At 62.9% G+C, this 14,989-nt stretch carries 12 protein-coding genes; all 12 read right to left on the reverse strand.

The genetic code is table 11. From position 1 onward, the window contains the following. On the reverse strand, positions 1-2,621 hold a 2,621-nt coding region (locus tag H6A16_RS07335; RefSeq protein WP_204617689.1), incomplete at its 3' end, for an InlB B-repeat-containing protein. A gap of 394 nt (positions 2,622-3,015) precedes the next feature. Then, positions 3,016-5,190: an NAD-dependent DNA ligase LigA gene (gene ligA, locus H6A16_RS07340; RefSeq protein WP_204617847.1), complete on the reverse strand. Its 2,175-nt coding sequence runs from the start codon at positions 5,188-5,190 to the stop codon at positions 3,016-3,018. 171 nt (positions 5,191-5,361) lie between these two features. After that, complete coding sequence (locus H6A16_RS07345) at positions 5,362-5,529, reverse strand: hypothetical protein (protein ID WP_204617691.1); 168 nt, start codon at positions 5,527-5,529, stop codon at positions 5,362-5,364. Positions 5,530-5,541: 12 nt separating this feature from the next. Further along, positions 5,542-6,138 (reverse strand): Rnf-Nqr domain containing protein, encoded by a 597-nt coding sequence (locus tag H6A16_RS07350; protein ID WP_204617693.1) that lies wholly within the window; start codon positions 6,136-6,138, stop codon positions 5,542-5,544. After that, complete coding sequence (locus H6A16_RS07355) at positions 6,138-6,788, reverse strand: Rnf-Nqr domain containing protein (RefSeq protein WP_204617695.1); 651 nt, start codon at positions 6,786-6,788, stop codon at positions 6,138-6,140. Before H6A16_RS07355 ends, H6A16_RS07350 begins: the two co-directional genes overlap by 1 nt. 1 nt (position 6,789) lies before the next feature. Next, entirely contained in the window at positions 6,790-7,377 is a 588-nt protein-coding gene (locus H6A16_RS07360) for an FMN-binding protein (protein ID WP_204617697.1), read from the reverse strand. Then, complete coding sequence (locus H6A16_RS07365; RefSeq protein WP_204617699.1) at positions 7,364-8,296, reverse strand: RnfABCDGE type electron transport complex subunit D; 933 nt, start codon at positions 8,294-8,296, stop codon at positions 7,364-7,366. Before H6A16_RS07365 ends, H6A16_RS07360 begins: the two co-directional genes overlap by 14 nt. A gap of 8 nt (positions 8,297-8,304) precedes the next feature. Further along, positions 8,305-9,642, reverse strand: a complete 1,338-nt coding sequence (gene rsxC, locus H6A16_RS07370; protein ID WP_204617701.1) for an electron transport complex subunit RsxC — start codon at positions 9,640-9,642, stop codon at positions 8,305-8,307. A 187-nt stretch (positions 9,643-9,829) separates the two neighbouring features. Continuing rightward, positions 9,830-10,300 carry a deoxycytidylate deaminase gene (locus H6A16_RS07375; protein ID WP_204617703.1) on the reverse strand — a complete coding sequence of 157 codons (471 nt, stop codon included), beginning with the start codon at positions 10,298-10,300 and terminating at the stop codon, positions 9,830-9,832. 858 nt (positions 10,301-11,158) lie between these two features. After that, entirely contained in the window at positions 11,159-12,607 is a 1,449-nt protein-coding gene (locus H6A16_RS07380) for a S1C family serine protease (protein ID WP_204617706.1), read from the reverse strand. A gap of 219 nt (positions 12,608-12,826) precedes the next feature. Next, positions 12,827-13,489, reverse strand: coding sequence for a response regulator transcription factor (locus H6A16_RS07385; protein ID WP_204617708.1), 663 nt, complete (start codon positions 13,487-13,489; stop codon positions 12,827-12,829). A 126-nt stretch (positions 13,490-13,615) separates the two neighbouring features. Then, positions 13,616-14,959, reverse strand: a complete 1,344-nt coding sequence (locus H6A16_RS07390) for a glutamine synthetase family protein (RefSeq protein WP_204617710.1) — start codon at positions 14,957-14,959, stop codon at positions 13,616-13,618. Positions 14,960-14,989 lie beyond the last annotated feature (30 nt).

Consider the following 14,989-nt stretch of genomic DNA (forward strand, 5'->3'; position numbering starts at 1 on the left):
TTCTCCCACGCGTCGGCGAAGGCGACCTCGACGGTGACGGCGGAGCCGGGCATCTCGAAGGTCCAGGTGCCGTCCTTCTCGCCGGCCTCGACCTCGACCTCCTTGCCGTCGGCGTCCTTGACGGCGACGCCGGCGACCTTCATGCCCTCGTCGGGCGTCGCGGTGATGGTGACCGTGTCGCCCTTCTTCGCGGAGGTCGGGGCGACCTTCACCGTGCCGCCCTCGGCGTCGGCGACGCTGACCTTGTACTTGGATACGGTCGAGGAGCCACCGCCGGGGTTAACCGGAGTGGAGGGCTTGTCGGAAGAGACGGCGCCGTCCTTCAAATAGACCTGAACACCCTTGAGCAAGTTCTTGTTGATATAGTCGACGATCTTGTCAGTGGCGGGATCAGCGCCAAGCGCGCTCGCAGCGCTGTTTGCAATACCGTCTAGCGTCGCCCGATCGACCCATACGAGCGGGACGTCTGTGGCCAAAGTGCTCACATTCTGAAGAGCAAGCTCCGGCACCGTGGTCACATCCTTGCCCATGGCGAAATCAATTACCGCATACGGCTTTTTGCTGTCCGACGCTTGAGGGTTAAGCTCGCAGCCACTGATGCTCACCTCGGAGCCGTTAACCAGCACGGAAGTCCAGTAGCCTCCGTCAACGGTTACGTTATCCAGCTTGCCACCAACAGTCTTGTAGAACTGAATACCATGCTTTGCGCCAACCGCGCCGACGGTGAGTTTAGAGATGCTTACGTTATCGGCCAGAATCTGAAGGAACGCACCAGTGTCAACATCGCCCTGAAGCTTTATCGCGTACCCGTTGCCATGGATGGTGACCGATCTATCGATTGTCAGCTGACCGTTGAAATTCAAGTTGGCCTTGAGCTCAACCGGCTTGTTTTCCGCAGCGGCAGCGTTAATCGCATCGTCGAAATCCAGATAGCCCGTCTCGCCGACGGTCATGTAGGCCGTACCGTAGCTGCCATCGGCAAACTTGTCGAGCCCGGAATTAGCCGGAAGATCGATGGAGGCCCCATCGCCGGCTTTATTCTGGATGACCTTCCAGCCCTTGGGCGTTTTGAACGTCACCCCCTCAGAAACGGTCACCGAGACCGATTCATCATCTGAAGCTTTCGCGGTGTTCTCAACGCACAATCCGATCTCCGTCGGGCCGGCAAAAGATACGATAGAGCCCTCGGCAAAGGTAAGGGAAGCGCCAGTAGCAGCACCGTTCACGTTACGGCTATCGACGTTCACGCCATACCAGGAGTTCTCGCCCGTAATCACGTCGAGCGCGCCCGCAATCGTGACAGAGGAGCCGCCCACGATGAGAGGGGCTCCAGATTTAGAGGACGTATGGTCGAGCTTGAGGTTCTCCAACGTAACTTTCTTAGAAGCCCAGACGTTGAGCGCATGGTGGTTGCTGACGCCAGTCTCGATGGTGCCGTTCTTGATGGTCACGCCATCCGCGTCGTCAACACTCACGAGCTGCATGGACTGAGTATCGCCCTCGGTGAACTCGAAATCTTTGGCCACAGTGATTGCCTTGTTGTTCAGGTCGAGCGTGACGTAATCATTGGTGATAGCAAGGCGCTTGGTCAAGGCAATATTGTCCTCAAGGGTGACAATTGCCGGGTTATCCGCGGTCCCATGTGCTGCGTCGAGCGCCTCCTGGAGGTCGAGGTAATGATTGGTCCCGACGCTCGCGACAACCTTGCCGTAATCGCCGTTGAGGTCCTGGCCGAGACCGGAGCCCTCAACGTTGACATTAACCCCGGCATCCTCTGCCAGGTCCTCATCCTTCTCGATGACCTTGAAGCCGCTGGGGGCGTCGATCTGAACGCCGCTGGGGACCGTCACCGAAACGCTCCCGCCCGCTGCGGTCTGCTCGACGAACACGCCAACGTCCTTCGCACCAGAGAAACTCACGCTTGAGTTCTGAGCGAAAGTAAGCGAGGCTCCTGCGTCGGCCCCGCTGATGATGCGGCTATCGACGTTGATGCCATACCAGGAGTTCTCGCCCGTAATCACGTCGAGTGTGCCGGTAATGGTGACAGAGGAGCCACCCACGATGAGAGGGGCTCCAGATTTAGAGGACGTATGGTCGAGCTTGAGGTTCTCCAACGTAACTTTCTTAGAAGCCCAGACGTTGAGCGCATGGTAGTTGCTGGCTCCAGTCTTGATAGCGCCGTTCTTGACAGTCACGCCCTCTGCGCTATCGATGCTTACGAGCTGCATGGACTGAGTATTGCCGTCAGTATACGTGAAGTTATCTGCCGCAGTAATTGTGCAGCCGCCCAAGTCGAGCGTAACGTTATTCTTAGTTATAGCAAGGCGAGCATCCAGCTCAATGTCGTGGATTAGTTTGATCGTGTCGCCTTCAGAGCAATCCTGCAACGCACTATTAAGCTCTTCGAGACTACCGACCTCGTGAATCTCGCCAACGGTCTCCGTCTCTCCGGTTTCCTCAGCATTATTCTGCTCCGGCATCGCCTGTCCAGCAGGAGCCTGCTCGACATCCGTCGTCTCGTTTGCCAATGCTACCGCAGGCGCGGCTCCGAACGCCAGCGCCAAACCGAGCCCTGCCGTCGCGGCAAGACGGGCCCCGCCCTCAAACTTAAACTTATTCATAATGTGACCGACCCTTTCGTTCAATTCGCCTCTGTTTCAACTTAAGCGAATAACTCCAGATGGGTTCAGTTTAGGAGCTATCCCCCCCCCCTGTGTCAAGGACTACTCCGTAAGCGTTGAGTAATGAATATACCAATCTGCCTGCGGGAAAGCATGTTGCCAATGGCAATCTCAAAGGTGCAGCAACCCCGCGCGAAGCGGAACAAGACTTATGGTCAGACTTGAAACTCGGCACCAATAGAAGCCCAAAATCAGACCCTCTGAAAGAACGACAGCCGTCGGCGCTTTAATTCATCCAAGTTTTATAGAAAAAAGTTTCCCAGTGGCATTTCAAGTCGCCACTGGGAAACCTCCGTCTGATTTTGGCAGGATGGTGCCGGGTCCAATCTTGTCGCTACGCCGGAACCTCGCCGGTCGCCAGGATCTGCTCGAGGGCGTCCTCGTCCAGCACGGGCACGCCGAGCGATTCGGCCTTCGTGAGCTTGGAGCCCGCCTTGGGACCCGCCACCACATAGCTCGTCTTCTTGGACACCGAACCGGTCACCTTGGCGCCGAGCGCCTTCAGGGCGGCTCCCGCCTCATCGCGCGTGCGGTTCACGAGCGTGCCGGTAAGCACGAAGGTGAGGCCCGCGAGCGGCTGGGCCTCGGCAAGGTCGGCAGACACGCCGGTCGTCTCGGCCGCACGCTCCGCCGCACCCGACAGGTCCTCCTCAAGCGAAAGGCCGGCTGCGCGCAGGCGATCGAGCACCGCCAGGTTCTCCGGCACGGACAGGAACTGCTTCACGCTCTCGGCGATCTTGGGACCGATGCCGTCGATAGCGGCGATATCCTCCTCGTTTGCCGTCACAAGCGCGTCGACGGTCAGGAAGCGCTGGGCGATGAGCTCGCCCACCGACTTGCCCACGTGACGGATGCCGAGCGCGAACAGCACGCGACCGAGCGGCTGGGCCTTGGACTTCGTCAGCTCGTCGACAACCTTCGTTGCGATCGTCATGCCCACGGGAATGGGATCGCCCGCGCGCACGCCGCGGCGCTTGTCGTCCTTCAGGTAGGTGCGGCCCGTGTCGAGCGCCGCCACCTGGTCGACGGTCAGGCTGTAGAAGTCTGCCACATCGTGCAGCAGCCCCGCCTCGATCATCTTGTCGACGAGTTCCTCACCCACACCGTCGACGTCCATGCAGCCACGGCTCACCCAGTGGAGCAGGCGCTCCTTCAGCTGCGCCGGGCAGTCGATGGATACGCAGCGGTAAGCCACCTCGCCGTCCTCATGGACCACGGGGGCACCGCAGGCGGGGCAGGTCTCGGGCATATGCCACTCGACGGCGCCTTCAGGGCGCTTGTCGAGCACCGGACCCACGACCTCGGGGATGACGTCTCCCGCCTTGTGAACGATGATGGTATCGCCCTCGCGCACGTCCTTGCGGTGCACCTCGTCCTCGTTGTGCAGCGTCGCGCGCGCAATGGTTGAGCCCGCCACCGTCACCGGGTCGAACTCGGCCACCGGAGTGAGCACGCCAGTGCGACCCACCTGGATGCGAATCTCGCGCAGCACGGTCGTCTTCTCCTCCGGCGGGAACTTGAACGCGATGGCCCAGCGCGGCGCGCGGGCGGTAAAGCCCAGCTCGTCCTGCTGATCGAAGCTGTCGACCTTCACGACCACGCCGTCGATGTCGTAGTCGAGGTCACCGCGATGCGCCAACGCATCGGCGCAAAACGCGTGCACCTCCGCCGGCGTGGCGCAGCGCGCGACGTTGGGATTCACCGAGAAGCCCGCATCGCGCAGCCAGCTCAGGAACTCGTGCTGCGAGCGCACGTGCAAAGGAGCCGTATCGGCCACGGCGTACAGGAACGTCGCGAGGTCGCGGCGCGCGGTGACCTTGGGGTCCTTCTGGCGCAGGCTGCCCGCCGCGGCGTTGCGCGGGTTGGCAAAGGGATCGCGCCCCTCGGCATCGGCCTCCTCGTTCAGGCGCACGAAGCTGCCTTTGGGCATGTAGACCTCGCCGCGCACCTCGATGGGCATCTCGCGATCGGCCCCCATGTGCGCGAGCGCGGACTCGGAGAGGTGCATGGGCACGTCGCGGATGGTGCGGACGTTCAGGCTCACGTCCTCGCCGGTCGTGCCGTCACCGCGCGTCGCCGCGCGCACGAAGGCGCCGTTCTGGTAGGTGAGCGCCACGCCCAGGCCATCGATTTTGAGCTCACAGGTGTAAACGACGTGCCCCGCGCCGAGCGCCTCCTCGGTGCGATTCAGCCACTCGTCGAGCTCGTCGAGGTTCATAGCGTCGTCCATCGAGTACATGCGCGCCATGTGCGTGACCGGCGCGAACTGCTCGGACACGAAGCCGCCCACACGCTGCGTGTAGGAATCGGGCGTCACAAGGTCCGGATAGGCGGCCTCGATCTGCTGGAGCTCGATCAGGAGCTTGTCGAAGGCGGCATCGGTGATCTCGGGCGCATCGAGCGCGTAGTAGCGGTAGGCGTGGTAGTCGAGCAGGTGACGCAGCTCGGCGGCACGCTCGGCAGCCTGCGCGCGAGCCTCGGCCGTCGGCTTCTCCTCCTGCGCCGGCATATCCAGCGTACCGTCCCCAAAGAGGCTCTGCTGCTCCACGATGGCGTCCCTTCACTCGGATTCGTTCGGTGTATAGGGTACCATCATGCAAGTTTGGGGACAGGTCCCAAACTTGCATGAAAAAGGCGCGCTCCGGATGGAGCGCGCCTTTATTCGTTGCGTGGGCGTTTGTTACTCTTCCGCGTTGCCGTCTGCGGCTGCCGCCTCGGCGGCATCTTCAGCTTCGCAGCGATCACGGTAGTTCCAGCAACCTGCCGCGATACCAACGATGATGGCCGCGGGGATGGCGATGACCGCCAGGAGAATCGGCGGGACGCCGACCATGATGATGGGATCCATACTTCAGCCTCCCTACACGAACAGTCCGCCGGCGATGCCCGCCACGCAGCTGAAGGCCAGGCACACGAGCGAGGCGGTCACGAGCGAGATGGGCAGACCGCGCAGGGCCTCGGGCACCATGCGCATGCTGATGCGCTGGCTCAGCGTGGCAAAGACCACGACAGCCACGAAGGCTCCGAAGCCAGCGCCCACGGCGGTGCCGAGCGCAGCGGCAAACGAGGTGGTCTCGGCCACGGCGGCGTTACCCATCGGGACCGCCAGGACGGCAGCGTTCACCGAAAGCAGCGTGCAGGTCACGAACACGTGCTCGCGGCCGCAGGCGGGCTTGCCGACGCTCCACAGAGCACCGACGGTAAAGATAGCGACCGTGCTCACGAGCACGAAGGCGATCGGCGCCAGATAGCCCGCGCCCCACGGGGCGAGGAAGCCGGCGTAGATCGGCCAGCCGATGAGACCGGAAACAGTCACAGCGGCCCACAGCAGAGCGCCGAAGCGCAGCGCGTCCTGCGGGCGGAACGCCATCAGGAACACAGCGACCATGCCCACAAGCTGGGCGAAAACGATGTTGTTATCGAATGCGGCGGTAAACAGCGCGCTCAGGAACTCCATTAGCGCTCACCCCCCTCGGACGCCTCGCGCGAGATGGCGACGGCGTGCTCGATGGACTGGACGAAGACCGCCACGAGCGCGAGCACGAGCAGCGAGCCCGCGGGCTTGCCGAAGATGGCGATCGGGCTCGCAGCAAGCTCGTTCATGGTGAGACCGAAGATCTCACCGGTCGAGAACATACCGTTCACGAGGCCGATGAACGAAAGCGCAGCGACCGTGCACACGGCGGCGAACAGCGCGGTGCCGACCGAGGACTTCGGAGCCGGACCGGCAGCAAAGCCATCGGAAGCCACAAACGCCATGGCCATGGCGTTCACCGAGGCGAGGGCAACGTAGATGCCCAGGTCCTCGTTGACCACCGGGTCGATAACGCGCACCGCGAAGCCGAGCAGCACGGCGATGGCGGCGCTCACCATGAGCGTCACCGGGATATAGGTGAAGCGGCCGGTGATAGCGCGCAGCGGGCGAGCCAGCACAGCCATGGCGATGATGCTCACCGCGGAGACGACGCCGATGGCAAAGCCGTTCACCAGCGACGTGGCCACGAACAGACCGGGCAGCGACCCGGCGATGACCAGGAACGTGGGCGTGTGGACGAGTGCGCGCATGCGCTCATCCTGCTCACGCTGAATCAGCTCGTTGAGTGCCATGTTAGTTACCTCCCAACTGAGCGTAGGCCTCGAAGGCGATGTTCAGGCAGCCGATGACGGCATTGGAGGTGAAGGTGGCACCCGAGACGCCGTCGACGTGCGTCGCGTCACCGGAACCCTCCTCGGTGGTGAGGGTGCCGGAAGCGGCAAGGCCAGCGAACGTGCCGAAGTAATCCTCGGTCAGGGCGTTGGTGCCGATACCGTCGGTCTCATCCTCCGCGACGATCTGCAGGCCGGCGACCGTGCCATCGGAGTTGATGCCGACCATGAGCTCGACATCGCCGTGATAGCCGGTAGCGGAACAGTCGAAGACCCAGGAGCCGTCGCTCGTCTGGTACACGGAGTTGAGGCCCTCGATGGCGGGAGCGCTCACCTGCGTGAACGAGGAGGCCTCGGGGAACAGCAGCGCGCGCTGCGCGCCGCCCTTGGCCTCGTCGAGGCGAAGATCGGCCTCGGCGAAGGCATCGCGCCCAGCGTAGTTCACGCCGGCAACAACGCCGCTGCACACGATGGCGAAAAGCGCGACGATGACCAGCGAATACCATGCGCCCTGCTTATGGCGCGCAAACCAGGAGTTAGACGAGGGCATTCTTGACACCTCCTGCCGGAAGCGGGCGGGTGTAGCGGTCGATCAGCGGCACGAACATGTTCATGAACAGGATCGAGAAGGCGACACCCTCGGGGGACGAGGCGAAGAAACGCACGAGACCGGTCACAAGACCGCATCCCACGCCGAAGATGATCTTTCCCACAGGCGTCATGGGCGTGGTGGTGTAGTCCGTCGCCATGAAGAACGCGCCCATGGCAAGGCCGCCGGAAAGCAGCTGGTAGACGACATCCTGGCCGGCGAAGGCCGAGATGACCGCCACGACGCCGATGAACGGCAGCGTGGCCCACGCGTCGACCACGCGCACGGCGAGCAGGAAGATGTAGCCGATGAGCAGCGTGATGATGCAGGTCTCGCCCAGCGCGCCGGCGTGGTTGCCCAGCAGCAGGTCGAGGTAGCTATAGGGCATATCGCCCGAAGCGGCCATGGCGAGCGGCGTGGCGCCGGTGATGGCGTCGAGCGGCTTGCCGGCAACGTCCGGATAGGCGGAAAGAGCGCTCGGCAGCGCGACCATCACGAACACGCGGGCGGCGACCGCCGGGTTGAACAGGTTGCAACCGATGCCGCCGAACAGCATCTTCACCACGACGATGGCGAAGGCGGTGCCCAGCACCGCGACCCAGAACGGGCAGTTCGCAGGCAGGGTGAACGCGAAGAGCATGGCGGTAACCACGCAGGACATATCGCCTGCCGTCGACTCGCGGTGCATGGCGATGCAGCACAGGTGCTCGCAGACGAGCGCCGTGGCGATGCACACGAGCACGAGCAGCGGCGCACCCAGGCCGTAGAGCACCGTGGCGGCAATCAGCGTCGGCACGAGCGCCAGGCACACGAGGCCCATGATCTTAAAAGTGGAATCCTTGCCGTGAAAATGCGGCGAAGCTTCGTTGATGAGATTCATAGCGACCGTTACGCCCCCTTCACAGGTTGGGTGAGGCGCTGGACCTCGCTCCGATAGAACGCCTTGCCCTCGCGAATCGACGCGACGATGCGGCGGTGGGCCGGGCAGGTGAAGGCGCAGGAGCCGCACTCCATGCAGTTCATGACGGCGAGCTCATCGAGCGCCACGACGTCATGGTCGCGCGAGGCGGAATCGAGCGCATAGGGCATGAGGCCGAGCGGGCAGACGCGCACGCAGCGACCGCAGCGGATGCAGGGCGTCTCCTCGGGAAGGATCGCCTCGTCGTCCAGGCACAGAATGGCGTTGTTGGCCTTGATGATGGGGCAATCGATGCTCGTGAGCGTACGACCCATCATCGGGCCGCCCATGATGATCTTCTTGGGCTCCTTGGTGAGGCCACCCGCGGCATCGATGATGTCGCGCACGCTCATGCCGATGGGCACGCGGTAGTTGCCGGCGTTGGCGATGCAGTCGCCGCCGAGCGTCAGGGTCTTGGTGACGAGCGGCATGCCGTTGCGGAAGTAGTGCTCGATGCGCGAGGCGGTCGTCACGTTGATCACAAGGCAGCCCACGTCGACCGGCAGGCCGCCGGCGGGAACGTCGCGGCCGGTGGTGGCGTTGATCAGGACCTTCTCGCCACCCGCGGGGTACTTCGTCGGGATGGACATGACCTGGATCTGGTCGCCGAAGCCCTTGTCGGCCACGATCTGCGACAGCTTCTCGATGGCCTCGGGCTTGTTGTCCTCGATGCCGATCACGGCGGCGGGAATCTCCAGCGCGGTCGCGATGCGGTGGACGCCGTCGACCACACGGTCGGCGTGCTCCATCATCTGGCGATAGTCGCTCGTGATGTAGGGCTCGCACTCCATGCCGTTGATGACGAGGAACTCGAACGACTTGCCCTCGGGCGCGCGCATCTTGAACCACGTCGGGAACGCGGCGCCGCCAAGGCCGACAGCTCCCGAAGCGCGCACGCAGTCGAGGAACTCCTCCTTGGTGCTGTACGTGGGCAGCGTGATGCCCGGATCGGTCTCCATCTTGCCGTCGGACTCGATCTCCACGACGGGCGCGGTGGCGCCGGTGGGCAGCAGCTCGGTATCGGTCGACACGACCGTACCGGAGATGCTCGCGTGGATCGGCGCGTACAGACCGGATCCGTCGCCGATCAGCGTGCCGACGTACACATGGTCGCCGGGATTCACGACGGGCTTGCAGGGACCGCCGATGTGCATGTTCAGCGGTATGCGAACACGCTTGGGTGGTGTAATGGACGTGCAGGCATATTCCCGCAGGTCCTTACACTGGGGCGGATGGACTCCACCCCGCGTCTTGTGCAGAGAGAACATTGGGCTCCCCCCTCTTTGTGCCTCTCCCCTTTTTTATTCTGCAGCTAGAATAAAAACACTCCAGCTACACGGTAACGCCATAAGTTTAGACGCTTTTGCGTACCGCGTATACATAAATAGGCAGAAATGCCCCCGCGGGGGTAGGTTTGAGCACCACAGAGCTATATGGGGTGAGCCGGATGAGCGGCTAGTCCTCGACGGTTACCTGCCGATAGGTGATACCGCAGCGATCGAGGATGCTCTTGGAGATGAGGTTGTCCTCGGTTCCGTCGTACTTGTCGGAAAGGTACACGACCTCGCCGATACCCGCCTGGACGAGGGTCTTGGCGCACTCGTGGCACGGGAACAGCGTGACGTAGACCGTGGCGCCGCCCATATCCTTCAGCGAGCCGCGGTAGTTCAGAATGGCGTTCGCCTCGGCGTGGATCACATAGCTGTGCTTGTCGTGCAGCGGGTCCTCCGTGGTGTCCCACGGGAACTCGTCGTCGTTCAGCAGCGAGGGCGTGCCGTTGTATCCCACGGAGAGGATGCGGTGGTTCGTGTCGGCGATGCATGCCCCGACCTGCGTGTTCGGGTCCTTGCTGCGCATGCTCGCGGCGATGGCCACGCGCATGAAGAACTCGTCCCAGCTGATGACATCGGTGCGCTTACCGGGCATGATCCGCTCCCCTCGTCGTGCATTTGCCGCTATTCTACCTTGTCCGCAGGTAGAGGGCCATAGGCTGGACAAGGTGTCCGAACGCATCACTTTCATTAAGTTGCATATGTTGCAGTATGCGTATTATTACTTGTAGATATAATAACCATGTCAGCGAAGTCCGTGCGCGGGCGGCGCCCCAACTCAAGGAGGCGATCGCCTATGGACATGATCCTGAATCTTCTTAAGGCCCTCGCGGCAATCGCGAGTACCGTCAAGACAGCTCTTGAGCTGTACGACCGCTGGAGGAAGAGAACGCGCAAACCGGATGACGCGGAGTAGATGAAAAGAGCCCAGCTGCAACTGGGCTCTTCGAACTATTACCCGCGCCGCCCGCACCCCTGTTAACCGCAGGCGGGCTTCGCTGGCCACTACAGTATACCCCATGTTCCAGCGGCGATGCGCTGCGACTACCGGCTCAACTTGAGCGCAACCGACGACGCCCCAACGACCTAGCGGAAATATGAAGCCCGTTTTCAGCGAATCCTTCCCCGACCCTTCTCGAATTGCGCCAAACCGGCGCATATTCCTCCAGATAATGCCTGTTCAGCTTTGCGCTCGATGCATACTTTCGAGTGCTTCATCATCCGTCAATTTGGGATTCGCAGAAAACGGGCTTCATAAGTAGGCAAAACTTCATTTTGATGAATAGAAGCTGGAGTCAGGCGAGCTTCTCGACACTTTTCCACCCCATCTGCACCAGCCCCTGTTCGCCCCAACCGGATGTCGCCCGGGCCTCGCGCGCAGCAAAAAGCGGGAGCGGCATCGCTGCCGCTCCCGCTTCGTATTCAAAGGGCGCTTGCGCCTATCGCTCAGTCCTTAGCGCGAACCCTGACCGTTGAGCAGCTCGTCGAGCAGCTCGCGCAGCTGGTCCTCGCTCATGCCGTCCAGGCCGTTCTGGTCGTTCGAGTTGTCCTGCTGCTCCTGCAGCGCCTCGTCGGAACCGAGCGTGACCTCGATATCCATCTTGTCGTTGCCGCGCATGACCGTCAGCGTGACCTTCTCGCCCACATCGTAGCTGCGCAGCGCGATGATCAGGCCGTCGGCAGAGGTGACCTCGTCGCCATTGGCCGCGATGACGATGTCGCCCGCCTGGATACCCGCCTCGGCAGCCGGGCCGCCCTCGGTGACCTCGTTGATATAGGCGCCGTAATCGACCGCAAGGTTGTTCTGGCGCGCGTTGAGCGCATTCACCGTGGTAAGGGTGGCGCCCAGGTACGGGTGGACCGGGGTCTTGCCGGCGATGATCTGGTCGGCGATGTTCTTGGCGTAGTTCACCGGGATGGCAAAGCCGACGCCCGAGCTGGAGCCGGAATAGCTCTCGATGATCGAGTTGATGCCCACGAGCTCACCGTTGTCGTTCACGAGCGCGCCACCGGAGTTACCGGGGTTGATGGCGGCGTCGGTCTGAATCATGTTGGCGTAGATGGTCGTGCCGTTGGAGGACTCCATGGCGGTCGAGCGGTACAGGGCGCTCACGATTCCGGTCGACACGGACTGCTCGTTACCGAAGGGGCTGCCGATGGCCATGACCCACTCGCCCACGCTCAGCTCATCGGAGTTACCGATCTCGATCGGCGTCAGCGCGGAGGGGTCTGCGCCGATCAGGCGGATGACCGCCAGGTCGCTCGACTCATCGGAACCCACGATCTCGGCCTCGTAGTTCGTGCCGTCGTTCATGGTGACGGCGATGCCCGTCGCACCCTCGACGACATGGTAGTTGGTAAGGATGTGCCCCTCGGTATCGAGCACGACGCCCGAGCCGATGCTGCCCGAGGAACCGGATCCGCCCATCATCATGCCGGAGGTATCCTGGATCTCGGTCGTGATGGAAACCACCGACGGAAGCGCCTTGGCGGAAACGACCTCGGGAAGCGTGGTGTCCTCGGCGTCGATCTGGATGGATTGCGTCGAACCCGGCGTGTTCGCTGTGACGCTGGCACCTCGCTCGATGTTGAGCGCGCCGGTCATCACCAGCGCGATCACGAGCACCGCACCGACCGCCAGACCGGCAAGCGAGCTCACGAACACGGGGAACTTCTTGGTCTTCGTCTTCACGACCGTCCGGCTCATCATGTCAGATGCGGGCGCCGCGCCCGCGGAAGACGCCGCATGGGCGCCCGTTCCGGAAACGGACCCGGGCATCTGCGTCGTCTGACCCACTGTCGTCTCCTGGGGCTGCGCAGGTGTCGGCTCGACCTGCACGCGCGGTTGCGTACCCGGAGAATCATTCAGGCCCTCAGGGCGCTGCGGCATATTATCGCTCATATCGACTCGTCCTTTCGAAACGTTACGAACTTCTTGGCCTTGTCCGGCTGAAAACGTTGTACCCCAATAAAGCGCCAACGGCCAGCTGCTATACAACAGGTTAAGCGAATCGTAAGGCGGCCGTCACGAATGCCGTTGAACCCCCGGCGGCACTCGATCGGGCGCACATGAAAACGGGGCCCGTAAGGACCCCGTCGAATGCATGTCGGCGTCGGCGCGCTATCCCTTGAACAGGTAGCCCACGCCGCGCACCGTGGTGATATGCGCCGCGATTTGCGGACCCACCTTGGAGCGAATGCGACGGATGTGCACGTCGACCGTACGGGTGCCGCCGCAGTACTCGAAGCCCCACACGCGATGCAGCAGCACCTCGCGGCTGTACGCGCGGTTGGGGTGCATCGCCAAGAACGAGAGCAGCGAGTACTCCATGAGCGTGAGGTCGACCGGCTTGTCGTCCAGATACACCTGGTAGGTGGCAAGGTTGATGGTCATGTTGTCGATGCGCAGGACGTCGTCGACCGAGAAGGCCTCCTCCTCGCCGAGCAGCCTGCGCACGCGGACCTCGAGCTCCGTCTCGCTCGCGCCGGAGCAGATGAAGTCGGAGCGGGAGCGCACGGGCATGTGCAGACTCGCCAGCACGTCGTCGTCCACCAGCACGAGCATGGGGATGTTGCCGCGGTCGTCGAGCCACTTGGCGATCTGCTCGATGCGGTCGTTGCGGATGCCGTCGGCGTCGAGGATCAACAGGTCGAAATCTCGGGCCGCAGTCGGCGAGTCAGGCGTGGCGGCGCTGACCTCGATGCCGAGCGATGCGGACAGCGACTGGGCGAACTCGTAATACCGAGTCGTCCTCGCCATGAACAGGGCGTTTTTCTCCGACATGCCACCCTCCTCTCGTTGGGGTAATCATACCAGCCGGATACGTGCCACGTCGGGAACGCGGCACATCACCATATTAAAGCGACGCAGCTACAGCGCCCTATCAGGTGCGCTGCAAGGCATCGCCTCCTAGGAGTTCGCGAGATACTGCTCGATCTCCCAGGCGGATACGGTCGAGGCGTACTTGCGCCACTCGCTGCGCTTCTTGCGCAAAAAGAAGCTGTGGATGTGCTCGCCGAGCGCGTCCTTCATGAATTCGGAGTCCTCGAACACGTCGAGCGCCTCGTCGAGGCTGCGCGGCAGCGGCGGGTAACCCAGGCGCGTGAGCTCGCGACCGGACAGGTCCGTATCGGTGAACTCCGTCTCGGGCGGCAGCTCCAGCCCGCGCTTGATGCCGTCGAGGCCGGCGGCGAGCGTCACGGCGTTCACGAGGTAGGGGTTGGCCATCGGGTCGGGGCTGCGCAGCTCGATGCGCGTCGAGAGCTGCTTGCCCGGCTTGTAGATGGGAATGCGGATCATGGCGGCGCGGTTGCGCAGGCCCCAGGTGGCGTGCGTCGGCGCGGTGTTGCCGCGCGCGGGCGCCAAGCGCTTGTACGAGTTCACCGTGGGGTTCGTGATTGCCGTCAGCTCCGCAGCATGCGCCAGGATGCCCGCCATGTAGCTCTTCGCGATCGGCGAGAGATGGTAGACCGGGTCGTCCTCGCCCCAGAACACGTTGTTTCCCTTGTAGTCGAACAACGACTGATGGAGAAACATCGCCGAGGAGGCCTCACCGGTGATGGGCTTGGGCATGAACGACGCGTGCATGCCCAGCTGGAAGGCCTCGAGCCGGATGATGTGCTTGGCCGTCATGATGGCGTCCGACATGGTGAGCGCCTCGGCATGGCGCAGCGAGATGCCGTGCTGCGAGCGTCCGGACGAATGGAACGTGTACTCCACCGGCACGCTCATCTTCTCAAGCGTGAGCACGGTGTTGCGGCGCACGTCGCGTGCCGAATCGGAGGGCAGCAGGTCGAAGTAACCGACGTTGTCGAGCGGCTCGGGCGTGTTCTCGTCGGGGAAGTAGTAGAACTCCAGCTCGGCGCCCACGTTCATAAGGTAGCCGTCCTCCTCGGCGCGGCGGAACATGCGGCGCAGGCAGTTGCGCGGATCGCCCTCGAAGGGCTTGCGGTCGGGCGTGCACACGTCGCAGAAGATGCGCGCAACGCCGTCGCTCGAGGGACGCCACGGCAGGACCTGGAACGTCGAGGGATCCGGGAAGGCGAGCATATCGGCCTCCTCCGGCGCGGTGAAGCCGTCGATGGCCGAGCCATCGAAGCCGATGCCCTCGTCGAAAGCGGCCTCGAGGTCCTCCGGGCTGATCGCCAGGCTCTTCAGGCGCCCGAGCACGTCGACGAACCACAGACGCACGAAGCGGATGTCGCGCTCCTCGACGGTGCGAAGGACGAAATCGATGTTCTTCTGCTTATCCATAGGGACACCTTTCCGAACCGCATGGAACAG

This window comes from Collinsella tanakaei, assembly GCF_016900375.1.
Taxonomy (GTDB): Bacteria; Actinomycetota; Coriobacteriia; order Coriobacteriales; family Coriobacteriaceae; genus Collinsella.